The sequence below is a fragment of the Massilia timonae genome (assembly GCF_001866515.1).
GTDB lineage: Bacteria > Pseudomonadota > Gammaproteobacteria > Burkholderiales > Burkholderiaceae_D > Telluria > Telluria timonae.
This window is the reverse complement of sequence record NZ_JRYB01000001.1, coordinates 3003229-3027066: the sequence shown is the minus strand read 5'-3', so window position 1 is coordinate 3027066 and position 23838 is coordinate 3003229. Positions and strand designations below refer to the sequence as shown.

At 64.5% G+C, this 23838-nt stretch carries 18 protein-coding genes; 9 read left to right on the top strand and 9 right to left on the bottom strand.

The genetic code is table 11. From position 1 onward, the window contains the following. Position 1: 1 nt before the first annotated feature. Genes ntrB through cynS form a run of 3 tightly spaced genes read left to right on the top strand, consistent with a single transcriptional unit; the run spans position 2 to position 2261 of the window. Complete coding sequence (gene ntrB, locus LO55_RS13005; RefSeq protein ID WP_071361768.1) at positions 2 to 889, top strand: nitrate ABC transporter permease; 888 nt, start codon at positions 2 to 4, stop codon at positions 887 to 889. Continuing rightward, complete coding sequence (locus LO55_RS13000; RefSeq protein ID WP_071361767.1) at positions 879 to 1772, top strand: ABC transporter ATP-binding protein; 894 nt, start codon at positions 879 to 881, stop codon at positions 1770 to 1772. The genes ntrB and LO55_RS13000 overlap by 11 nt, the downstream gene beginning before the upstream one ends. A 39-nt stretch (positions 1773 to 1811) precedes the next feature. Next, positions 1812 to 2261: a cyanase gene (gene cynS / locus LO55_RS12995; protein WP_071361766.1), complete on the top strand. Its 450-nt coding sequence runs from the start codon at positions 1812 to 1814 to the stop codon at positions 2259 to 2261. A gap of 11 nt (positions 2262 to 2272) precedes the next feature. On the opposite strand, the gene gntR is transcribed toward cynS, so the two are convergent. The 3 genes from gntR to LO55_RS12980 all read right to left on the bottom strand — a co-directional run bounded on the left by gntR (position 2273) and on the right by LO55_RS12980 (position 8836). Further along, on the bottom strand, positions 2273 to 3301 hold the full coding sequence (gene gntR, locus LO55_RS12990; protein WP_071363781.1) for an HTH-type transcriptional regulator GntR: 1029 nt from the start codon (positions 3299 to 3301) through the stop codon (positions 2273 to 2275). A gap of 92 nt (positions 3302 to 3393) precedes the next feature. Then, the gene (locus LO55_RS12985; RefSeq protein WP_071361765.1) at positions 3394 to 6588 is read right to left on the bottom strand and encodes an error-prone DNA polymerase; all 3195 of its coding nucleotides are present in this window, start codon (positions 6586 to 6588) and stop codon (positions 3394 to 3396) included. Between the two features lie 106 nt (positions 6589 to 6694). Beyond that, positions 6695 to 8836, bottom strand: coding sequence for a hypothetical protein (locus tag LO55_RS12980; RefSeq protein WP_071361764.1), 2142 nt, complete (start codon positions 8834 to 8836; stop codon positions 6695 to 6697). Between the two features lie 320 nt (positions 8837 to 9156). Between LO55_RS12980 and LO55_RS25860 the strand changes: the two genes are divergently transcribed. Together LO55_RS25860 and LO55_RS26345 are read left to right on the top strand one after the other, a co-directional pair. Beyond that, entirely contained in the window at positions 9157 to 11337 is a 2181-nt protein-coding gene (locus tag LO55_RS25860; protein WP_083415317.1) for a serine/threonine-protein kinase, read from the top strand. Next, entirely contained in the window at positions 11334 to 11927 is a 594-nt protein-coding gene (locus LO55_RS26345; RefSeq protein WP_143054515.1) for a hypothetical protein, read from the top strand. The genes LO55_RS25860 and LO55_RS26345 overlap by 4 nt, the downstream gene beginning before the upstream one ends. Here the strand turns inward: LO55_RS26345 and LO55_RS12970 are convergent. Further along, on the bottom strand, positions 11924 to 13462 hold the full coding sequence (locus tag LO55_RS12970) for a sigma 54-interacting transcriptional regulator (protein WP_143054514.1): 1539 nt from the start codon (positions 13460 to 13462) through the stop codon (positions 11924 to 11926). The two genes, LO55_RS26345 and LO55_RS12970, sit on opposite strands and share 4 nt — an antisense overlap. 228 nt (positions 13463 to 13690) lie before the next feature. Between LO55_RS12970 and LO55_RS12965 the strand changes: the two genes are divergently transcribed. The 4 genes from LO55_RS12965 (at position 13691) to LO55_RS26680 (ending at position 18151) form a co-directional block, all read left to right on the top strand. Further along, the gene (locus tag LO55_RS12965; protein ID WP_071361761.1) at positions 13691 to 14482 is read left to right on the top strand and encodes a PhzF family phenazine biosynthesis protein; all 792 of its coding nucleotides are present in this window, start codon (positions 13691 to 13693) and stop codon (positions 14480 to 14482) included. Positions 14483 to 14638: 156 nt separating this feature from the next. Continuing rightward, entirely contained in the window at positions 14639 to 17017 is a 2379-nt protein-coding gene (locus LO55_RS12960; RefSeq protein WP_040774830.1) for a TonB-dependent receptor plug domain-containing protein, read from the top strand. Between the two features lie 120 nt (positions 17018 to 17137). Then, a complete protein-coding gene (locus LO55_RS12955) occupies positions 17138 to 17917 on the top strand; it encodes a hypothetical protein (RefSeq protein ID WP_071361760.1) in 780 nt (259 codons plus the stop codon). Positions 17918 to 18001: 84 nt separating this feature from the next. After that, the gene (locus LO55_RS26680; RefSeq protein WP_005662852.1) at positions 18002 to 18151 is read left to right on the top strand and encodes a hypothetical protein; all 150 of its coding nucleotides are present in this window, start codon (positions 18002 to 18004) and stop codon (positions 18149 to 18151) included. A gap of 52 nt (positions 18152 to 18203) precedes the next feature. Here the strand turns inward: LO55_RS26680 and LO55_RS12950 are convergent, their stop codons facing one another. From LO55_RS12950 to LO55_RS12930, 5 genes are all read right to left on the bottom strand, one after another. Next, positions 18204 to 19334: a branched-chain amino acid ABC transporter substrate-binding protein gene (locus tag LO55_RS12950; protein ID WP_071363780.1), complete on the bottom strand. Its 1131-nt coding sequence runs from the start codon at positions 19332 to 19334 to the stop codon at positions 18204 to 18206. A gap of 106 nt (positions 19335 to 19440) precedes the next feature. After that, positions 19441 to 20790: an ATP-binding protein gene (locus LO55_RS12945; RefSeq protein ID WP_071361759.1), complete on the bottom strand. Its 1350-nt coding sequence runs from the start codon at positions 20788 to 20790 to the stop codon at positions 19441 to 19443. Next, on the bottom strand, positions 20787 to 21449 hold the full coding sequence (locus tag LO55_RS12940; RefSeq protein WP_005662855.1) for a response regulator: 663 nt from the start codon (positions 21447 to 21449) through the stop codon (positions 20787 to 20789). Before LO55_RS12940 ends, LO55_RS12945 begins: the two co-directional genes overlap by 4 nt. A gap of 42 nt (positions 21450 to 21491) precedes the next feature. Next, complete coding sequence (locus LO55_RS12935; RefSeq protein WP_071361758.1) at positions 21492 to 23024, bottom strand: Do family serine endopeptidase; 1533 nt, start codon at positions 23022 to 23024, stop codon at positions 21492 to 21494. Positions 23025 to 23248: 224 nt separating this feature from the next. Further along, positions 23249 to 23719, bottom strand: coding sequence for an Hsp20 family protein (locus LO55_RS12930; protein WP_005662858.1), 471 nt, complete (start codon positions 23717 to 23719; stop codon positions 23249 to 23251). Positions 23720 to 23838 lie beyond the last annotated feature (119 nt).

The following is a 23838-nucleotide window of genomic DNA, read 5'->3' as shown; positions in this document are numbered from 1 at the left end:
CATGCACAAGCACATGAAGTTCAAGGCGGCGCTGCTGTCGCTGGCGCTGCTGCTGGTCTTGCTCGGCGTCTGGCACATCGCCACCGCGCCGCGCGCCACGGCGCCGGTGACGGCGATGAGCGCCGAGGAAGCCGAGTACGCCGCCCTGATGGGACAGGCGCCGGCCGCTGTCGATGCTACCTCGGCGGACCCGGCGCCCACCGCCGGCAGCGGCTTTCCCACGCCGTCGCAGTTCGCGCAGATAGCGGGCGGCCACCTGGCCGATCCGTTCTACGACCGCGGCCCGAACGACCGCGGCGTCGGCATCCAGCTGGCGCATTCTCTGGTGCGCGTCGCCCTGGGCTATCTGCTGGCGATGCTGGTGGCGATCCCGCTCGGCTTCGTGATCGGGATGTCGCCGCTGCTGTACCGCGCGATCGATCCCTTCATCCAGGTGCTCAAGCCGATCTCGCCGCTGGCCTGGATGCCGATCGCGCTCTACACGATCAAGGATTCGTCGATCTCGGGCATCTTCGTGATCTTCATCTGCTCGATCTGGCCCATGCTGATCAACACCGCCTTCGGCGTGGCCGGCGTGCGCAAGGACTGGCTCAACGTCGCGCGCACGCTCGAAGTGTCGCCGCTGCGCAAGGCCTTCCTGGTGATCCTGCCGGCCGCGGCGCCGACCATCATCACCGGCATGCGCATCTCGATGGGCATCGCCTGGCTGGTGATCGTCGCCGCCGAAATGCTGATCGGCGGGAACGGCATCGGCTACTTCCTGTGGAACGAATGGAACAACCTGTCGCTGGCGAACGTGCTGTTCGCCGTGCTCATGATCGGCGTCGTGGGCATGGCGCTGGACCTGATGTTCGCCGCCCTGCAAAAGAAGGTGACCTATGCCGAATGATCGCTTCGTCCAGGTCGACGGCCTGGCCAAGACCTACCGCGCCGGCCAGCCGCCGGTGTTCGAACAGGTGTCGTTCGCGATCGAGCGCGGGGAGTTCATCTGCATCATCGGCCACTCCGGCTGCGGCAAGAGCACCATCCTGAACGTGCTGGCCGGGCTCGAAGCGGCCAGCGCCGGCACCGTGATCATGGACGGCCGCGAAGTGACCGGCCCCGGCCTGGACCGCGGGGTGGTGTTCCAGAACCACGCCCTGCTGCCGTGGCTGAGCGTGGAAGACAATATCGGCTTCGCCGTGCGTTCGCGCCATCCCGACTGGCCGCGCGACAAGGTGCGCGAGCACGGCGCGCGCTTCATCGAGATGGTGGGCCTGAGCGCCGCGGCGCGCAAGAAGCCGGCCGAGCTCTCGGGCGGCATGAAGCAGCGCGTGGGCATCGCGCGCGCCTTCGCGGTCGAACCCAAGATGCTGCTGCTGGACGAACCGTTCGGCGCGCTCGACGCCCTCACCCGCGGCACGATCCAGGACGAGCTGCTGGGCATCTGCGCGGCCACGCGCCAGACCGTCTTCATGATCACCCATGACGTCGACGAAGCGATCCTGCTGGCCGACCGCATTTTCTTGATGAGCAACGGCCCCCGGGCGCAGATCGCCGAGATCGTCGTCAACACGCTGCCGGCCGACCGCAGCCGCGCCACGATCCACCGCGATCCCCAGTTCTACAAGATCCGCAACCACCTGGTCGATTTCCTGGTGCGCCGTTCGAAGATGCTGCAGCAGTCCGGCGCCGACGGCGCCGAGCCCTCGGCGACGCGCATCGTACGTCCCGGCCTGGAAGACGATGCGCAGCCTGTCCCCGACCATTACCCTGCCCGGGCTTCGGCCTGAGCATCCGCCTTTACCACCACCACATCGATGGAGCCCGATATGATTTCATGCCGTGAAGACGTCACTAAAATGATCTTGTCCGCCAAGGTCCGCAAGGGCATCAAGTGGCGCGACGTGACCGAGGCCACCGGCCTGTCGAAGGAATGGACCACCGCCGCCTGCCTCGGCCAGATGACGCTGGACAAGCAGCAGGCCGAGGCGGTCGGCAAGATCTTCGAACTATCCGACGAAGCCATTGCCTGGCTGCAGATCGTGCCTTATAAGGGTTCGCTGCCTACCGCGGTGCCGACCGATCCGCTGATCTACCGCTGGTACGAGCTGGTGAACGTGTACGGCACCACGATCAAGGAACTGATCCACGAAGAATTCGGCGACGGCATCATGAGCGCCATCGATTTTTCGATGGACATCCAGCGCACCGAAGATCCGAAGGGTGACCGCGTCAACGTGGTCTTGTCCGGTAAATTCCTGCCTTATAAGACCTACTGACCATCGTCGGCTCAGGCGCTCTCGCGCTCGCGCAAGGTAAAGCCCAGGTCGATGCGCTTGCGTTCGGGTTCCTGGCCCTTGATCACCTGCAGCAGCAGGCTGGCGGCCTCGAAGCCGACCTGGTAGCGCGGCGTGTCGATGGTGGTCAGCGACGGCATCATCCATGCCGATGCAGGGAGGTCGTTGAAACCACAGACGGCGATCTCCTGCGGGATCTGGACGCCGTGGCGCTGGCAGTGATAGACGGCGCCGTGGGCCAGGTCGTCGTTGCAGCAGAAGACGGCGTCGCAGTCGGGCATGTTCGCCATCATCTGCCCCATCAACTCGGCGCCGAGCGCGATCGTGGAGCGCTCCGGCACCATCAGCTCGAGCCGCGGGTCGGCCAGGCCGGCCTCGACCATCGCGGCCCGATAGCCGTCGGCGCGCCGCAGCGTGCGCTCGTCGAGCTGGGCGCCGATGAAGCCGATACGGCGGTAGCCTTTCTTGAGCAGGTGGCGCGTCATCTCCATGCCGGCTTCGAACTGCGAGAAGCCGACCGACAGGGCGCCGGGTTCGTCCGACAGGTCCATCATCGACACCGACGGCACCTGCGACGCTTCCAGCATCTTCGCCACGGCCGGGCTGTGGGCCTGGCTCGAGAACAGGATGCCGTCCGGGCTCGATTGCAGATAGGTGCGCAGCAGCTTTTCTTCCTCGGCCTGCGAATAATAGGTATTGCCGATCAGGAGCTGGTACTGGCCCGGCGCGACGGCGTCATGGATGCCTTCGAGGACGGCGGTGAACACGGCGTTGGAGAACGACGGCACCAGCACCACGATCACGTGCGACTGCGACGAGGCCAGCGCGCGCGCCGCGCGGTTGGGCACGTAGCCCAGCTCCGCCACCGCACGCTCCACCTTGACCCGGGTGACCTCGGAGACCATCTGAGGCTGGCTCAGCGCGCGCGAGGCGGTCATGATCGATACGCCCGCCATGCCCGCCACCTGCTCGAGCGTCGCGCGCCCCGTTCCCCTGCCCTTGCTGCGGCCCGTCTTATCCATGGTCATCCTGTCGTAGCATTCTTCATCCCTGGTTCCATTCTATCAACAATAACCAGGCCTTTCGTGGCGGCCCTGGGATGAACGTTGCCTGATCAACAAAAATCCCTGCTGCGCGCATCCAGCCCGCCCAGCAGGTGCGACATATCGACCAGCCGCTTGGCCACCAGGTGGCGCACTTCTCCCTGGCGCTGCCAGATGCCGTACACCCCAAGCAGCGGCGCACTCAGCACCTCGCGCCGCTGCTGCTCGACCAGGGTCGGCCACACGATCACATTGACGTTGCCGGTCTCGTCTTCCAGGGTCATGAACAGCACGCCCTTGGCCGTGCCGGGGCGCTGGCGCACCGTGACCAGGCCGCAGGCGCGCGCCAGCTGGCCGTCCTGGAAATCCATCAGGGTCGACGCCGGCATGAAGCGCTGCTTGAGCAGGCGCTCGCGCAGCAGCGCCAACGGATGGCGGCCGAGCGTCAATCCCTGCGCGCGGTAGTCGCCGACGATTTCCTCTCCTTCGCTCGGCGCCTGCAATGCCGGCGTCTCTTCGCGCGGCACGGTCGGGCGCAACAGATCCTTGTCGGGCGCCGCGCCCGAGGCCTGCCACAAGGCCTCGCGCCGGTGCCCGGCCAGCGAGCGCAGCGCGTTGGACGCGGCCAGCACCTGCAGGTCGCCCCGGTCGAGATGCGCGCGCCGCGCCAGGTCGGCCACGCTGTCGAACGGCCGTATGGCGCGCGCCTGCTCGATGCGCTCGGCCGCCTCCTGCTTCAATCCGCGTTGCAGCGAGAAGCCCAGCCGCACCGCCGGCTGGCGCGAGCGGTCGACGGGGTCGTATTCCTCCAGCGCCGAATCCCAGCCGCTGATGGCGACGTCGACCGGCCGCACCTCGATGCCGTGGCGGCGCGCATCCTGCACCAGTTGCGAGGGACTATAAAAGCCCATCGGCTGGCTGTTGAGCAGCGCGCAGAGAAAAGCGGCCGGCTCGTGGCACTTGAGCCACGAACTCGCATACGCCAGCAGCGCGAAGCTGGCCGCGTGCGATTCGGGAAAGCCATACTCGCCGAAGCCCTGGATCTGGCTGAAGATCGCCTCGGCGAATTCCTGCTTGTAGCCGCGTTCGAGCATGCCGCCCACGATGCGCTCGTAGTATTTTTCGAGGCCGCCCTTGCGCTTCCAGGCCGCCATCGCGCGCCGCAGTTGATCCGCCTCGCCCGGCGTGAAGCCGGCGCCCAGGATCGCCACCTGCATCACCTGCTCCTGGAAGATCGGCACGCCCAGGGTGCGCCCGAGCGCGACCTTCATCTCGGGGCTCGGATACTCGATCGGCTCCAGCCCCTGGCGCCGGCGCAGGTAGGGATGGACCATGCCGCCCTGGATCGGGCCGGGCCGCACCACCGCCACCTCGATCACCAGGTCGTAGAAGCGGCGCGGCAACATGCGCGGCAACATGCTCATCTGCGCGCGCGACTCGATCTGGAACACGCCGATGGTGTCGGCCTGGCAGATCATGTCGTAGGTGGCGCTGTCCTCGAGCGGGATGTCCTGCATCTCGAACACATCGCCATAGCGCTGGCCGACCAGCTCCAGCCCGCGCCGCATCATCGACAGCATGCCCAGCGCCAGCACATCGACCTTCATCAGGCCCAGTTCTTCGAGGTCGTTCTTGTCCCACTGGATGACGCTGCGATCGACCATCGTTGCGTTCTCGATCGGCACCAGGCGCGAAAGCTTGCCCTTCGCGATCACGAAGCCGCCCGGGTGTTGAGAGAGGTGGCGCGGGAAGTTCAGCAGCGACTGCGCCAGCGTGGCCCACTGGCGCGACAGCGGCGCCTCGGGGTCGAGGCCGCTTTCGGCCAGGCGGCCCAGCAGATCCGCGCGGCTATCGAACCAGTGGTGGGTCTTGGCCACCTTCTCGACAATGGCGAGATCGATGCCGAGCGCCCGCCCGCTGTCGCGCAGCGCGCTCTTGGGCCGGTAGCTGATCACCACCGCCGCCAGCGCAGCCCGCTGGCGGCCGTACTTGTTGTAGATGTACTGGATGACTTCTTCGCGCCGCTGGTGTTCGAAGTCGACGTCGATGTCGGGCGGCTCGTTGCGCTCGCGCGAAATGAAACGCTCGAACAGCAGGCTGGCGCGGGCCGGGTCGACCTCGGTGATGCCGAGGCAGTAGCACACCGCGGAATTGGCGGCCGAGCCGCGGCCCTGGCACAGGATGTGCTGCGAGCGCGCGTAGCGCACGATGTCGTACACCGTCAGGAAGTAGTGTTCGTAGCCCATGTCGGCGATCAGTTCGAGCTCGTACTCGATCTGGGCCTGCACCTTGGCCGGCACGCCGTCGCGGAAGCGCCGGTGCGCGCCGATCCAGGTTTCGCTGCGCAGGTAGCTGCTGGCATCGTGGCCTTCGGGAACCACCTCATCCGGGTATTCGTAGCGCAGCTCGTCGAGCGAGAAGGTGCACAGGCGCGCGATGCGCACGGTCTCGGCCAGCGCCTCGCGCGAATAGATATTGGCCAGGCGCAGGCGCGCGCGCAGGTGCTGCTCGGCGTTCTGCGCCAGGCCGTAGCCGCAGGCGCCCACCGGCTTGCCAATGCGGGTCGCGCTCAGGGTGTCCTGCAAGGGTTTACGCGAGCGCACGTGCATGCAGACGTGGCCCAGCGCGACGATCGGCAGGCCATGCTGCCAGCCCACCTCTTCCACCGTGGCGCGGTGGGCGTCGTCGAAAGCGCGGTGCAGCTGGGTGAGGCCAAGCCAGGCGCGGCCCGGGAAGGTGGTGGCCATCCATGCCGCCTGGGCGTGCAGGCGGTCGACGTCCTGGGCTTCGTGGCCGGGGTATGGCGGCAGCAGGATCGCCAGGCAGTCGGGCATGTGCTGCAGGTGCGCGTATTCCTGGACGGGATTGGCCAGGTCGTCGGGCGTGAGCAGGTAGGTGCCCTTCTCGCTGCGCGTGCGGCCGATCGTGATCAGTTCGGACAGGTTGCCGTAGCCGTTGCGGTTTTGCGCCAGCAGGATCAGGGAGGGGGCCGGGGTGCCGTCAAGGCTCTTGAGGTGGAAGTGGGCGCCGATGATCAGGGGCAGGCCGGCGTTTTTCGCTTCGGCGTGGGCGCGCACGACGCCGGCCAGTGAGCATTCGTCGGTGAGCGCCAGCGCGAAGTAACCCAGCTGCACCGCGCGCGCGACCAGCTCCTCGGCGTGCGAGGCCCCTTGCAGGAACGAGAAGTTCGAGAGGCAGAACAACTCGGCGTAGGGGGGCAGCGCCTGGGGGGATGGGGGCTGGGCGGCGGGGGTGGGCTTGGTCACGCTCGTGGGCTGTCAAACAGCCAATACTGTATAAAAACACAGTATAACCGAGCCGACCACGTCGGCGAAAAAACCTACGACTCAGGCATAGTGCCTCCCGCCCTACTCAGGCGTGTGTGGGAAAGGGGCGCGGCATGGGTCCGAGGGACGCCCCTGAAGGATCTTGCATTCCCATCCGCGCACGCAGACTGGACACGCCACCACCGTGCGCACGGCGCATGACCTGCTGGTCGGCGCCAATCATGCGCTCATACGCCAGCATCAATGCCGTACCGCCCATTGAATTGATGTAATCGAGCATATCCATCGTGGTCTCGTAAGCCCAGCCAGAAAAGCTCTCGCCCAGTTCGCCCCCCGCCGCCGCACCGGCACTCGTGACGCCGCCCTGCACTTTCGTCAGGATCGTGACGATGGCCCACGAAATCGCCATCCATCCAGTCGTCGCAAGCGTCATGCGCAGCACCGGCATGAGAATGCCCGCTTCGTGGATCGCCTTGAGCACGCCGAGCAAGGCGCCGGCCGGCATTGCGCGGTTGCAGTCGATGGTTGCGATCAGGATCGCGATCTTGTTCATCACGCCAGGATAGCGCCGCAGAAAGCGGTACAAGGCGGGCCCGATCTGCTGCTGGTCGCCAAGCAGCCGACCAAGACCGGCCGCTAGAAAGCAGCCGCCAGTGAGCTTCCACACCACTTTCACCAGCTTCATGTCGACCGGACCATCCATCATCGTCGCGCTGGCGAAGGTTTGCAGATGGCTGCCATTGCCGGCATGCGTAGGGCTCAGCAGCAGATTGAAGCAGGTGGAAAAATTGGGATCGTAGCTGCCGTCCACCGCGATGGCGCCGCTCGCGGTCACCGCGATGAACGGCGCTCCCGCTCCACCGACGACGCCGATATTGATGGCGCCATTGGCCTGGAGCGATGCCATCAACTGGAGTGCCTCCTGCGCGCTGCCGCCTGCACGCAGGAGGCCGTCGCTATTCGCGATCACGTAGCTGCCGTCACGGCATTGCAGGGTGATGGCGGCGGCATCCTGGGCCTCGGGCATGCCGATGGTAAACACCTCGGCCGCATCGCTCGAGGTCTCGAGCGCCGTGATCTGGCCGTCGGCGGCGATCGACCAGTAACCGCCTGCGGCGGTCTGGAGCTTGATCTCGTCGCCGGCGGCGAGCAGCCCGGCCAGCGAGACGTAGTTTCTGTCAGTGGTGAACGCGGGCTCGGGCTGCGTGATCGAGACCGGCGTATCTTCGGGCACGTTAACGCTCGAAACGGCCGCCACGCCCCAGCTATAGACCATCGAGAACGACTTGACGGCGGCCGGCCAGGTGTCGCCGAAGGTCGGGCTGTCGGCCGTGAACGACAGGCTGGCGTTTTCCACCAGTGCGGCGACCTTCTCCGTGACGTCGACCGGTCCGTAGGCGGCGGCGATGATGTTCAGGGCGCGGGGGTCGAGCGACGCCTGCCCGGCGGGAGCGGCCGGGTCGTAATCGATGTGGAGAATCTGGTTCTCGGTGGTCGCGGCCATTTGCGGCTTGCGGTCGGCGTACTGGTAGACCACGTGCAGGGTCTTGCGCATGGCCGGCCAGCCATCGCCGAATACGCTGCTGGATGCGGCGACCGACAGCCTGCGCCGGCTCACGCTGGCGCGGACGATGTCGGTGACGTCCTTCAGGCCATAGAAGGCGCTCAGGATGTGCAGCGGTGGGCGGTAGCTGAGCGCATAGGGATTGCCCTCGACGACGATGTCGACGAACGGCACCTGGCCGCTGTAGCTGGCCACGATGACGAAGGTGTTGCGCTTCTCCTTGCTGGTTTCGCCGAGGGTGGTGCTGTCGGCGACCAGGGACAAGCTTCCGGTCGAATGGTCGGCCAGGTTGCGCACTGTCGCGCTTACGTCGGCGGAGCCGAAGCTGGCGCCCCACACGGTCAGCGCCGGCTGGGCGGTGCTGTCTTCCGAGGTTGAGGCAGGGGTTCGGATGGCTTGCTCGAACTGCTGTGCGCCGATGTTCAGCGTCTGGCCTTCCGAAGCCGTTGCCACGAGCGTCGGGCCGCCGTCATAACGATAAATGACCGTCAGCGTCTTTTCGTGGCCAATCCAGGTGTCGCCGAATGCCCGACTGCTCGCCAACACACACAGGGTTTCTGGAAAAGACTGACGGTTGACTTGCTTGATGACCTGAGCGGTGACCTGCTTGAGTCCGTAAGCCGCGCCAACGATCTGCAGAACGCCTGTGCTTTGGGTAGCCATACTTGAATCTTCTTTCCGGAATGAATAACATGCTTTGCGACAATTGCGATGGCAGCGCGACGATCTTCCGTTACGCCCTCCATTGTTGATACGCAATAGTTTGCAAACTCCGTGCCACGTTGAAACATGGTGTAGAAGCAACAGAATCGAGGATTTAGTCGACTAGCTATGCCTGTTGGGTGTAAAACAGCGGGTGTTTTTACATGTCAACGAAGAAGTTGACACGCCGGTTGCCTGAATCGCGAAGTTAGGAATGTGTATTCGGCAAGTTTCTTTCCCTGCAGTATTTACGGCGCCTGCGCCGACCAAACGAGCCGCAAATGACCTCATCGCCTGACTTGCTTGCCAACCCCAGCACCGAGCGATATCGCCTCGGTAGGTTGCTTGGCAATGGCGGCTTCGGTGACGTGCATGAGGCGTGGGACCCGGCGCTGCAGCGCAGCGTTGCCATCAAGCGCCTGAAGCCTGACCTGGTGCGCGACCAGCCGGATAACCTGCTTCAGGAGGCGCGCCTGGCGGCCTCGCTGCGGCATCCTGCTTTCATCCAGATCTATTCGCTCGAAGACGACGGCCATAGCAAGTCGATCGTGATGGAGCTGGTTGGGGGGAAGACCCTCCATCAGCTGCTGGCCACGACCAAGCTGGCGCGGGATCAGATACTCGATATCGTTTGCCAGTTGGCGGATGCGATGGCGCAGGCGCATGCGGCTGGGTTGATTCATGGTGATTTAAAGCCGGCTAATCTGATGATCGAGCCGTCGGGGCAGGTCCGCATCATGGATTTTGGGCTGGCGCGCAAGATCGATCCGCTGGCGACCGAGTCGGGGGATGTGCTGCAGACGCAAGGGACGATTGCTTATCTAGCGCCTGAAATCTTGAATGGCAAGCATCCAAATACGCTCAGCGATATTTATGCAGTCGGTGTGCTGATGTACGAGATGATGCATGGGGAGAGGCCGTTTGCGCATTTGCATGGGCTGGCGCTTGCCGCAGCTCAGGTGCAATCCTCTTGTGCTAAGTGGACCTTTGCTCTGGACGCTGATCAGGACATGGTTGCCTTGGTGCGAGCGATGTGTGCCCCGGATCCTTCTACACGCATACCAACGATGATGGAGGTTCAACAGACTGCGCGGTCATTGTACAGAGCGGGGACGCATACAGCCCCGAGCCTTCCAACCGTGCCTAATTTGGCGGCAGTATCCGGTCCATCACCTATTAACCGACGCAGAATTACATATAGTGCCTTAGTACTCATTTTGCTATTGATCGGTGCATTCATAACATCTCTGTCCGGATCAAATAATCTGCCTCGTCAGTGGATTCCTTCAGTCTCCGATGCAGCACGAATGTCGAATGGCATGGCCGCGCTGCGCCATTTTGACCGTGATGGAAGTCTAGACATAGCAACAGAAAATTTTGAGGCTATCTTAGCAAAACAGCCTGAACACGCGGCGGCAATGGCAGGCATGGCAATCGCCTATGCACTTCGCTATGCAGGTGATCGCAGCGATGCTAGCTGGTTACAGCGTGCAGATGCTAGCGCCCAAATGGCATTGGCATTGAACGATCAGCTAGCACTTGGCTATGCAGCAAAGTCGTTGGTACGCTGGCAGCAGAATCGAAACGAAGAAAGTCTAAAATTTTCTCAACAGGCTCTGCAACTAGATCCATCAAACCTGTTTGCGTTGAACACCAAAAATGGCGCTTTGCTAGACCTACAGCGATACTCAGAAGCTGAACTCAGTATTAATAAAGCACGCGAGGCGCATCCGACAGAGCGTCTCTTCATTGACCAAATAGGAGACCTCCGCTTTCGCGAGCATGATTACATACGCGCCGAGCAAGCTTTTCGTCAGAGTATTGACGTTGATCCTGATGCAGTCTATGCATATGCCAACTTAAGTGCGGCATTGATCAGGCAAGGCAGGGACACCGAAGCACTCCAAATATTGCAACAAGGCTTGCAAGTGCGCCCAAATGGCCAACTCTATAGCAATCTCGGTGCTGCGCTATTCAATCGCGAAGATTATGTGGGCGCAGCTAAAGCGTTCCAACACGCGGTCTCGGCATCTAAAGGCACAAGTATAGCGTACTTGCGTTGGGCCAATTTAGCTGACACACTTCGTTGGATACCAGGCCGCGAGCAAGATTCTCAGCAAGCCTATCGCAATGCCGCCGCAATACTGAGGCCACTTCTTAAGCAATCTCCAGACAACGCAACAAATGTTTCACGCATGGGGTTATACGCGGCGAAATTAGGCGACAAGACCACAGCCTTTCTGATGAGCCAAAAGGCTGTTACTACTGACGCTGACAACCCGAATATCCGCTTTCGGGCTGCTGTCGCCTATGAAATTATAGGGCGGCGTGATGATGCCTTGAATGAACTGAGCAGTGCACAACGTCTTGGCTATCCCACTAAATTAATCGGGACAGAACCCGATTTATTAGCACTGCGGAGCGATCCGCGATTTGATTTACTCCGAATGGAAAGGGAATGATGACACAACCGTTAATGACACTAGCAGCACGTTTCGATGTCAACCAAGTTGATGACGGCATCGATTGGCTGTTTACCGACATCGAGTCGCTTGACGGAGTTGAACGCACTCCAGAAGACCCACATTGGAATCGAGATATAAACTTCTCCGCTGGTCAAGAATTTAGACTTGCAATCGTAGCGGGCGATCAGGAGAAAACCGATTTTGAATCGATTGAAGTAGTTGACTGCTGCATCATCACTCGTCCGCGCATTATATGCTGCGGACCGGACGTCCGCACTTGGTACGCCCCCCCATCGCTGTTCGTCGACAACACTGGCAACCAGTTAGGCGCGCTATACCGAATCGACCCTACTGCGTTCACCATACATAGCAATGGCGTAGATCCAACCAAGGGCCGAAAGATCACGCTATTGTGGAACAGCCATCTAATTGTGGGGCCATATAATGGCTTCTGGGAGCTTTCGTTTTACGTCACCGTCAGCATCAAACGAAATGGAGAAAAGGTGGCACAGCAGCGGGTGTTCTACTTTGATCCCGAAACTGAGGTAGGCAACGGCACAAAACCGCCGAATGCGCCGCAGCTTTAAACGCTAACGCCAAGTCCTAACGACCCCACATGACGCCGTAACGCCTCCGCCGGCGTCATGAGCTGCGAAGCACACCGCTGGAGATCCCCCTCACAAGCCTCCCAGGCCGCACGAATCTCTTCCTCCGAAATATTGGCAGGAAAACGAATCCGAGGGTGAGCCTCCAGCAATTTGTAAACCGTCGGCCGCGAAATCCCCAGCATCCTGGAAGCAGCCAGAATTTGCCACTGACTCTTTTCCATCGCCTCCACAAGATCGTCGTCGCTCAACTCCGACATCTTGCGCCGCACCGGCCTCGAAACAGCAGACGAAGAAGCCACGGCAGCATCGGGAGGAGCAACTACCTCCGCCACCACAGGCAGCCCCACCGCCTGTTCCAACACCGGCACATTCCCGGCCTGCAAATCCAGCGCCACCCGCCGCATCGCATGCCCCAGCTGCCGCACATTGCCCGGCCAGTCCCCATTGAACACCTGGCTCAGCAACTCGAACGGCAGATTCCACCCATCCCCCGGCGCTTCGGCCTCCAGAAAATGCCGCACCAACACGCCAAGATCCTCACGCCGCTCACGTAACGCCGGCACCCGAATCACGAACGCCTCGAGACGCCGCCGCAAGGCCTGATTGAACCCATCCTCTCCCAGATCCTGGTCCGTCGCCGCAACGATCCGCGCATTCGACCTCGCATCCGCGCCCGCCCCAAGCGGCCGATATTCGCCGCTCTCCAGCACGCGGAGCAGCATGGCCTGCACCGACGCCGGCGTATCCCCGACCTCGTCCAGGAACAAGGTGCCATCCTCGGCCTCGGCAAACCACCCGCGCCGACCACTGGTCGCCCCGGTGTACGCCCCCTTGACCGCGCCAAACAATTCGGCCGCCGCCAACGACTCATTCAAGGTCGCCATATTGATTGCAACAAGCCGCCCGCTCCGGCGCCCACTGAGCGCGTGAATCGCCTGCGCCGCCACCTCCTTGCCGCTGCCGGTCTCGCCCAGCAACAGCACCGGCATGCTGGTCCCGGCCACCTGCGCGATCGCTTCGCGCATCTTGGTCGCCCCGTTGCCTACGCCGATCAGTCCCGGCAGGTTCGCCGCGCGCGGCAGGCTGCGCATCAGATGCAGGCACACGAAGATCTGGCTCCCGAGCCCGATCACGATGCCGCGCTCGAGTTCACCCGCCGTGAAGCGGTCGGTCCCGTTCGACGGCCGCCCATTGAGTTCCAGCCCCATCTTGCCGCGCACGTGATCGATCTGGATGCCGCCCTCGGCGACGAAGCGGATATGCACCGGCTCGCGTGTGATCGAGCGCTCGCCCAGCGGCGTTCCTTCATGCCCCGCGCCAGGGCGTACGGAAAGCGGCGCGAACAGCGGCGCAAACCGGTTCAGCGCGATCGCGCCGCCCGCGGCCGGGCCGAGCATCTGTTCGCCGATTCGTTCGCGCTGCGGGTGCCAGAGAACCGTGATGCCGAGCACCGGCGCCGATGCGAAGTCCTCGGCCATCCCATAGCTGGTCAGTGTCGCGTCGGGATCGCTCACGCTTGTCCACTCACGAAGTAAGCGCCGAGGGCATCGAGATATTCCTGAAACATGGGCTAAGTGGGCACAATCCGCCTGATGAAAGATATACACAAATTCTAACCGATCGGAACGCCTCGGCGGCCGCTGGAAACCCAGCAAATTGTCGTGATCCGGCCAGCCCCTGACAAGCCAATCCAGCTATGATCCATCCAGCCTCGAGCATCATGCCCGACAAGAAGGAAACCCATGCACATCCACACCCTGCGCTGCTTCGGCGCCGCCGCCAACACGGGCAACCCCGCCATCGTCATCGAAGACGATCCGTCACGTCCAGATGCACGCCAGGCCTTCGCGCGCGAGCGCAACACCACCTGCGTCTGGATCGATCCGCCGCAGGACAAGGGCATGGCGGCCATCGTCGACTTCTACTATCCGCACACTCGCAGTCCCCTGTGCCTGCACGCCACGCTGGCCGCCGCTGCGCGGCTGTTCGCCCGCCCAGGCGCCAATCCACCATTAACGGTGAAGACCGCCATGCACGGCCTGCCGCTCGCACTGACCCGCGAAGCAGAATACCTGTTCGTGCGCCTGGCGCCGCAGCCCGCCCCGCAACCGGCACTTTCGCCGGAGCTGCCGGCACGCCTGCTCGGCATCCCTACGTCAGCCATCGTCGCAGCGCCGCAAGTCGCCTCGGTCGGCAGCCCGAAACTGCTGGTGCGGGTGCGCGACCCGGCCACCCTGCACGCGCTGGCGCCCGACCTGGAAGCGATCGCGCAATGGGGCAAGGAACACGGCGTCAACGGCCTGTACGCCTACGCAGGCGACGCCGATGCGCAGGCCTTTGAAGGCCGCAACTTCAACCACCTCGACCCACGGCTCGAAGACAGCGCCACCGGCGTCGCGGCCGGCGCCCTCACCGTCCTGCTCGGCCACGCCTTGACCGTGCGCCAGGGCCACGCCACCGGCCACGATTGCCTGATCCGCACGCGGATCGAAGATGGCGCGATACTGGTCGGAGGCCGTGTCGAGACAATTTGACAAGCAGAATTGTCATGCTTTGTCATCACTTGGTCGAATAAGTTTTAGCTATAGCAGCACACCGTTGTGTTATTGCTACATTACGATGGTTACCGAAGAAACAATTGAGTAATATCCGAATTTCCTTCGGAGAAAATTGTGATTAAACTCAAAATAATGTCTGGTTCGGTGCTGTTGGCCTTATATGGTAGCGCCGCACTGCTTTCCCTCGTCCCCGCTACCGCCCACGCGCAGACCGCGCCAGGCGTCGCCAGCGGCGATGTGATCCCCAGCGTCAGCGTGGTCGGCTCGCGCCGCGTCGGCGCCGCATCGAGCACCGATACCCCGGTGGCGATCGACTTCATTCCGATGACCAAGGCCGCCGAACAAAGCGGCCAGTTCGACCTGGCCCAGGTGCTGACCAATCTGTCGCCCTCGTTCAACTCGACTCGTCAAACGGGCGCCGACGGCGCCGACCTGATCGACTCGGCCGCCCTGCGTGGGCTGGGTTCGGACCAGACCCTGGTGCTGGTCAACGGCAAGCGCCGCCACACGGTGGCGCTGGTGAACCTGTTCGGCGCGCGCAACCGCGGCAATACCGGCACCGACATGAACGCGATCCCCGTGATGGCGATCCGCGAAGTGCAGGTGCTGCGCGACGGCGCCGCCGCCCAATACGGCTCGGACGCGATCGCCGGCGTGATCAACATCGACCTCAAACGCAGCCTGGGCTGCGAATCGGTGCTCGGCTACGGCCAGTACACCGCGGGCGACGGCGAGAACTGGCTGGCGTCGGCCTACTGCGGCGTGGCGGTGGCCGGCGGCGTGCTGGGCATCACCGGCGAATACTACGATCGCGGCCGCTCCAACCGCTCCGAACCGGGCAACCCGCGCATCATCGGCGACACCAAGTCCGAGAACCAGACCGTCTACCTCAACGGCGAATTCCCCACTGGCCCCGGCAAGCTGTATTTCACGGCCGGCGCGCAAAAGCGCGACGCTTCCTCGGCCGCCTGGGCGCGCGAAGGCATCGGTTCCGAAGACATCCCGTCGCGTAACTCGGCGGCGATGTACCCGGACGGCTTCGTCCCCTTCATCGACGGCGACGTCGACGACCGCTGGGGCACCGTCGGCTACCGCTGGGCGGTCGGCGAATGGAATGCCGACGTCTCGCAGACCTATGGCTACAACCGCCTGAAGTACGACATCAACAATACCCTCAACGCCTCGATCGCCAACCTGGACCTGATCAACGGCGGCCAGGGCGTCAGCGCCAGCCGCTTCTACGCCGGCGGCTTCTCGTTCCAGCAGTCGACCACCAACCTCGACATCAGCCGCTTCTACGGCGACGTACTGAAGGGCATGAACGTGGCCTTCGGCCTCGAGCACCGCCGCGAGAACTACAAGATCTTCGCCGGCGAGGCCGGCTCGTGGATCGACGCCGACGGCGTGGGCATAGGGGGCAACGCCGGCAGCCAGGGCTTCCCGGGCTTCCAGCCGGGCGACGAGACCGACGCCGACCGCCATAGCAACGCCGCCTACCTCGACATCGAAACCGACGTGACCGACCGCTTCAAGGTGCAGACCGCGCTGCGCCACGAACGCTATTCGGACTTCGGCTCGACCACCACCGGCAAGCTGGCCGGCGCCTACCGCGTGGCGCCGAACGTGCTGCTGCGCGGCTCGGCCAGCACGGGCTTCCGTGCGCCGTCGCTGCAGCAGATGTACTTCTCGTCGACCTTCACCGACTTCGTCGGCGGCCAGCCGCTGGACGTGGTGCTGGCGCCGAACGGCGGCCCGGTCGCCAATGCCGCCGGCATCCCGCAGCTCAAGGACGAGGAATCGAAGAGCTACACGCTGGGCCTGACCTGGTCGCCGACCGGCGCCACCTCGGTGACGGCCGACCTGTACCGCATCGACATCGACGACCGCATCGTGCTGTCGGGCCGCTTCGACGCCGACAACTATCCGGCGCTGGGCGCCACCCTGCAACAGCTCGGCGTGGGCCAGGCGCAGTTCTTCGTCAACTCGGTCGACACCAAGACGCAAGGCCTGGACCTGACCGTGTCCAACCGCCGCAAGGTGGGCATCGGCAACCTCACCACCTTCCTGGCCGTGAACTTCAGCAAGACCGAAGTGCAGCGCGTGAAGGCGCCGGCGGCGCTGGCAGGCTTCGAAGACGTGCTGCTGTCGGAGCGCGAGCGCCTGTTCATCGAGGAAGGCGCGCCGCGCCGCAAGGCCACGCTGGGCCTCGACTGGACGCAAGGCCAGCTCGAGACCTCGCTGCGCGTGATCCACTTCGGTCCGCAGACCCTGGGCACCTTCTCGGGCCCGCCGGTGCCGAACCAGCACTATGAGGCGAAGACCTCGGCCGACCTGTCGTTCACCTGGGCCTTCACCGAGAAGACCCGCCTGACCGTGGGCGGCACCAATATCTTCGACGTCAAGCCGACCCGCCAGGATCCGAACGAGACCGACAACGGCTTCAAGTACGAGAGCGTGCAGTTCGGCCTGAACGGCGCATCGATGTTCGCGCGCCTGGCGCACAAGTTCTGATCGCCCCCTGATCGGACAGCAACGGCCCGCGATCATCGCGGGCCGTTTTCATTTGGAACGGTCCACCGCTCGGCCGGCGGGCGAGATATCATGCTTTTCTTTTGATGCTCCAAGAATGACATGCAAAAACTGATCGCCGAACTGATGCGGCTTTACCTTCCCGCCGACGCGCCGCCGGCCGACGTGCTGACCCTGCACGTGCTCGGCCAGCAGAACGTGCCGATCAGCCTGACGAGCGGCGACGGCCAGACGCGCGCCATGATGATCCCCTTCCGCAAGACCAAGGGCCTCGAGGGCGACGCCCACTGGCTGCGCCTGTGCGAGGTCGCCAACACGCTGCAGGACACGCTCGGCCTGCCCGCGCCGGCGGTGAGCATCTCGGGCGGCGACGCCTATTACCTGTGGCTGTCGCTGGCAGAGCCGGTGCCGGCCGACCAGGCCCAGACCTTCCTCGAACGCCTGCGCGACGCGTATTTCCCCGAAATCGAACTGGACACGGACGCGGTGCGCGCGCCGATCGCGCTGCCGCCCTGCCTGCATCCGCGCACCGGCAAGTGGGCGGCGTTCATCCATCCGGGCATGGGCGCCTCGTTCGCCGACGAGCCGGGGCTGGACCTGGCGCCGCCGCCGCTGGGCCAGGCCGCCTTCCTCGAAGGGCTGGAAAGCATCGGCAAGGAACAGTTCGAGCAGGTCTTCCAGGCGCTCGAACCGGCACAGCAGGCCGTTCCTGCGAACCTGCCCGCCGTTGCCGTCGCACCGGCGCCATCGCTTGCGCCGCATGCGCCAACGCCAGGCCTGCTGCTCAAGGATGCGACGCTGGAAGACATCGTCCGTCACCTGCATGCGATGAACATCGAACCGACGTTCCGCCACCTGATTCCACCGCCACGCCGCGACTGACGGCGCTTCCCAAGCGGAACGCCGCCCGATCGGCCATCATGCGACACTGGCCGTCCTTGAATCCTGCATGTGAAGGAGAGCCTCATGACGACAGACCAGCAAAAACCGGAACAGCCGCCGACCGTCCAGCCGGCCGATACCGATGGACTGAAGAACAAGAAACCCGAAGAGTTGACGCCGGAAGAACTGCGCCTGATGGCGGATACGATGCCCGGCGAGGGACCGGGAGACTGAAGCAAACAGGCCCGCAGCGCCAAGCTGCGGGCCTGTTTGCTTCTTGTAGCGTTTACTTCGTGACGGTCAGCAGCGAACGCTTGCCGCCCTTGAAGGTGTACAGCGTGATCGTGCCGTCGCGGATATCGCCGCGCTGGTCGAAGGCGATCGGGCCGGTCACGCCCTTGTACTGGATCTTCGCCAGCACCGGCAGATACCTGGCCGGCGCCGCCGAGCCGGCCTTCACCATCGCCTCGGCCATGGCCATCGTCGCGTCATAGGCATACGGCGCATTGATCTGCACGTCGATGCCGAAGCGCTTCTTGTAGTCGGCGCGGAACTTGTCCATGCCGGCCTTGGCGTCGCCCTGCACGCCGCCCGCTTCCGCGCACACCACCTGGCCGTCCGCCATGGTGCCGCCCGACAGCTTGTAGATCTCGTCCGAGCAGATACCGTCGCCGCCCATCATGCGCACGTTCATGCCGAGCTGCTTCATCTGGCGCAGCATCGGGCCGGCGGTCGCGTTCATGCCGCCGAAGAACACCAGGTCCGGCTTGGTGGCGCGGATGCGGGTGACGATGGCGCTGAAGTCGGTCGCTTTGTCGTTGGTGAATTCGCGCGCGACGACGCTGCCGCCGGCTTTTTGCAGGCTGCGCGAGAACTCGGTCGCCAGGCCCTGGCCGTAGGCGGTGCGGTCGTCCACCACCGCCACCCGCTTCGCCTTCATGGTGCCGGTGGCGTAGCGGCCCAGGGCCTGGCCCAGCTGCACGTCGTTGGCGATCACGCGGAAGGCCGTGTTGAAGCCCTGCTGGGTGTATTTCGGGCTGGTGCTCGAGTGCGAGATCTGCGGGATGCCCGCGGTGTTGTAGATCTTGGAGGCCGGGATCGTGGTGCCCGAGGTCTGGTGACCGATCACGCCATTCACCTTGGCGTCGACCAGCTTCTGCGCCACGCTGGTGGCCTGCTTCGGATCGGCCGCGTCGTCTTCGGCCACCAGCTGGAAGGTGACCTTCTTGCCGCCGATCGTCACGCCTTTGGCGTTGAGCGCCTCGATCGCCATGCGCGCGCCGTTTTCGGTGTCCTTGCCAAAATAGGCGACCGGGCCGGTCAATCCCGCCACGTGGGCGATCCGCACCACTTCCTGGCTCGAGGCCACGCCGGCCAGGGTCGACAGCACGGCTGCCATGATTATCTTCTTGTTCATCGATTCCTCATCCATTGCGATGCGGGCCAGGACCATGGTTGGCCCGCGGAACCGATCATTCTACCGCGAGCGGGCGCGGCGCGTGTGGCACGACGATGGATGAGAGCTAGACCGCGGTGACGGCCGGCGCCTTGAATGTGACGACCGCCTTCAGCCCGCCAAGGCGCGCCGATGCGTCCAGCGTCAGGGTCGCGCCGTGGCGCTCGGCGATCGCCTTGATGATGGCCAGGCCCAGGCCGCTGCCGGCGGCATCGCTGCCGGCCACGCGGTAGAAGCGGTCGAACACGCGCTCGCGCTCATCCGGCGGGATGCCCGGCCCGCTGTCCTCGACCTGCACCACGATCTTTTGCCCATCGTGCTGGACCGAGATGTCGACCGTGCCGTCGCCCGGCGTGTACTTGACCGCATTGTCCACCAGGTTGCGCAGCAGGATCTGCAGCGCGTCGGGCTGGCCAAGGACGGTGGCCGGATCGGCCTGCTGCACGCCCAGGTCGACGCCCTTGGCGGCGGCCACGCCGGCCAGGTCGGCCACGGTGCGGCGCGCCAGGTCGGCCAGGTCGACCGGGCGCGCGACCGCGCCCTCGGCCGCCGTCGCCTCTTGCCGCGCCAGCACCAGCAGCTGCTCGACCAGGCGCGTGGCGCGGTCGATGCCGGCGGTCAGGCGCGCCACCGCGACGCGGCGCGCTTCCGGGTTGTCGGCGCGGTCCAGGCTCTGCGCCTGCAGGCGCAGGGCGGCCAGCGGGGTGCGCAGCTCGTGCGCGGCGTCGGCCACGAAATGCTGCTGGGCCTCGAAGGCGGTCTTGACGCGGCCGAACAGCAGGTTCAGCTCCTGCACCAGCGGCCGCACCTCGTCGGGCAAGCCGTTGTCGGACACCGGCGACAGGTCGTCGGCCTGGCGCGCGGCCACCTGCGAGCGCACCCGCGCCACCGGCTGCAGCGAGCCGCTCACGACCCACCACACCACCAGCATCAGGATCGGCATCATCACCGCGATCGGGCCCAGGGTGCGCAGGGCCAGATTGCCCGCCATGTTGCGGCGCACGGCCAGGTCTTGCGCGACCTGGACGGTCTGGTTCGAGGTCTGGATCGAGAACACGCGGTAGGTGGTGCCGTTGGCGCGCACATTCGAAAAGCCCAGCACCGCGCGCTGCGGCAGGCGCGCGCGAGAGACGCTGTGGAACATCTGCACGCCGTCGGGAGACCACATCTGCACCACCATGTCGTCGTTGCCGCTGGCGCTGCTCTCGGCTTCCATGCGCGCGCGCGCCTCGTCGTTAGACAGCGGCGTGCCGGAGCGCAGCGACAGCGCCATCTGCTGCATGTGGTAGTCGAAGATCTGGTCGGCGTCGTGCAGCGCGGTGCGGTAGGCGATCGTCGCCTGCGCCACCGCCGCCAGGGTGATCGCCGCGAGCAGGAACCAGAGCAGGCGCCCGCGCAGCGAGTGCGTCATTTTCATGCCTTGGGCACCATATAGCCGACGCCGCGCACGTTCTGGATCAGGTCACTGCCCAGTTTCTTACGCAGGCCGTGGATATACACTTCGACCGCATTGCTGGAGACTTCGTCGCGCCAGCTGTACAACTTCTCTTCCAGCTGCGCGCGCGACAGCACCGCGCCGGGCCGCGCCACCAGCGCCTCGAGCACCGCCCATTCGCGCGCCGACAGCGACACCTGCGTGCCGTCGACCAGCACTTCACGGGTGGCCGGATTGATGCTGATGTTGCGGTATTCGAAGATCGGTTCGGCGCGGCCGGCGGCGCGGCGCAGCAGCGCGCGGATGCGCGCCAGCAGCTCGTCGAGGTCGTAGGGTTTGAGGACGTAGTCGTCGGCGCCGGCGTCGAGGCCGGCGATGCGCTGCTGGACCGAGTCACGCGCGGTGGCGACCAGCACCGGGGTGCGGTCCTTGCGCGTGCGCATCGAGCGCAGCACTTCGAGGCCGTCCTTGCGCGGCAGCCCCAGGTCGAGCAGCACCAGATCGTAGTTCTGGTTCTGCAGCAGGGCCGTGTCGGCCATCTCGCCGTCCTTGACCCAGTCGACGGCGTAGTGCTCGGCCCTGAGCAGGTCGAGCACCACTTCGCCGATCATCGTATCGTCTTCCACCAGCAGTAGCCGCATGTGTTTCCCTAATATGAAGCCCGTGCGGGTCGAGGACGCTTTTTAGCCGATCCGCACCGGAATGAAGATTTTGTCACCACCGCGCTGGATCAGCAAGGCCACCGACTTGCTGGCCTTGGACACCATGTCGCGCACCTGCTCGACCGAACTGACCTGACGGCCGTTGACCGAGATGAGCACGTCGCCCGGCTCGATGCCGGCCATCATGGCGGCGCCGGAGGCGTCCTCGATCACCAGGCCCGACGGGATGCCGCTCTGGCGGCGCTCGACCGGGGCCAATGGCCGCAGGGTCAGGCCCAGCTTGGCGCTGTTGTCGGCCACCTCGGCCAGTTCCTGTTCACGGCGCGGCTTGTCGGCGGCATTGCCCAGGGTCGCATCGATACGCACCAGTTTACCTTCGCGCCAGACATCGAGCGCCACCTTGTCGCCTGGCTTGGCCAGGGTCAGCATGGCCGGCAGCTCGATCGACGAGACGATGTTCTTGCCGTTGGCGCGGCGGATCACGTCGCCCGACTTCAGGCCGGCGCGCTCGGCCGGGCCGCCGCGTTCGACGCTGAAGACCAGGGCGCCTTCGACCGTCTCGAGCTTGAACGAGTCTGCGAAGGCCTGGCTGACCTCCTGCACGCCCACGCCCAGCTTGGCATGCTGCACCTTGCCGGTGGCGACGATCTGGTCCTTGATGCGCACCGCGAGGTCGATCGGGATCGAGAACGACAGGCCCTGGTAGCCGCCCGTCATGCTGTAGATCTGCGAGTTGATGCCGACGACTTCGCCGCGGGTATTGAACAGCGGACCGCCCGAGTTGCCCGGGTTGACGGCGACGTCGGTCTGGATGAACGGCACGTTGGAATCGCCCTGGATCGAACGACCGGTGGCGCTGACCACGCCGGCGGTGACGGTGCTTTCGAGGCCGAACGGCGAACCGATGGCCAGCACCCACTCGCCCACCAGCAGCGACTGCGACTTGCCGATCGGCGCCACGGGCAAGCCCTTGGCGTCGATCTTGAGCACGGCCACGTCGGTGCGCGGGTCGGAACCCAGGACCTTGGCGCGGAATTCGCGGCGGTCCTGCAGTTTGACGGTCACTTCGTCGGCGCCTTGCACGACGTGGGCGTTGGTAAGGATGACGCCGTCCGGGCTTACGATGAAGCCCGATCCGGCGCCGAAAACGGGAGTCCCACGATCGCCGCCGCGTTCACCGCGTGGATCCTGGAACTGTCGGAAAAATTCATAGAACGGATGGCTCGGGTCGAGGTTCGGCAAGCCGCCGCGATTGGCGGTCTTGGTGCCGCCGACGACGCGGATATTGACCACCGCCTTGCCCTGCTGGGCGGCGATGCGGGTGAAATCGGGGAGCGCGACGGTCGACGCTGGAGCGCCTGCGGCCGCGGCCGGCGCGGGTGCAGGGGCCGGCGCAGCTGCAACGGCAGGCGCGCTTTCGGCCGCGGCACTGGCGACGGCATTATTGTGATTGACAGCGATGGCACCGACCGCGCCACCGATGACGCCCGCGGCACCCAGGGCCAGCATGAGACGTTTGGCAGTGATGGCAGTAACGGCACTTGGGTTCGACATGGTGTGTGCTCCTGGTGAAAATGTGTTGAATCGATGTTGAGCATCGATGGACGTATCTTCGCGCAACCGCCTTAGATCATGCTTAAGTTGACAAGGCGTGACGCTTAGGCGCGTCTTAAGATGAGCGGACGCGGGCGGCCCGGACGTACGAAGGGCGCCCCGACTGCGAGCGCCCTTCTTTCAAACGACTACCGGGCCGTTACCGTTGCTGGCATTGCCAAGCCTTAGGCGGCTTCGCGCTGTTCCAGGGTCTTGACGTTGTCGCCGCTGATGACGCCGGCGGCGTCGCCGATGGCGATCTTGCGCGGCTTCAGGGCTTCCGGCACTTCGCGCACCAGTTCGATGGTGAGCATGCCGTTGTCGAACGACGCGGTGGTGACCTTCACGTGGTTGGCCAGCTGGAAGCGCTGCTCGAAATCGCGCGCGGCGATACCGCGGTGCAGGAAGGTGCGCTGGACGTCGTCCTTCTGCTTGCGGCCGGTGACGTGCAGGCTGTCACGCTCGGTGACGATCTCGATCTCGTCGCGGCTGAAGCCGGCGAGCGCCATCACGATACGGTATTGGTCTTCGCTCACCAGTTCGATGTTGTACGGCGGGTAGCTCGGCTGCGCTTCGGCGCGTTGCTCGAGCAGGCTGGCCAGGCGATCGAAACCGATGGCGGAACGGTACAGGGGAGTCAGGTCGAAAGTACGCATGATGTCATATCCTTTTGAAAGTTAAGCGATAAGGGACGGAACCTCTGTTAAGCATTCCGTTGGGACCAATCTAATGTCACGCCAAACGATTTTCAAGTCATACGAAATACGGATTTTTA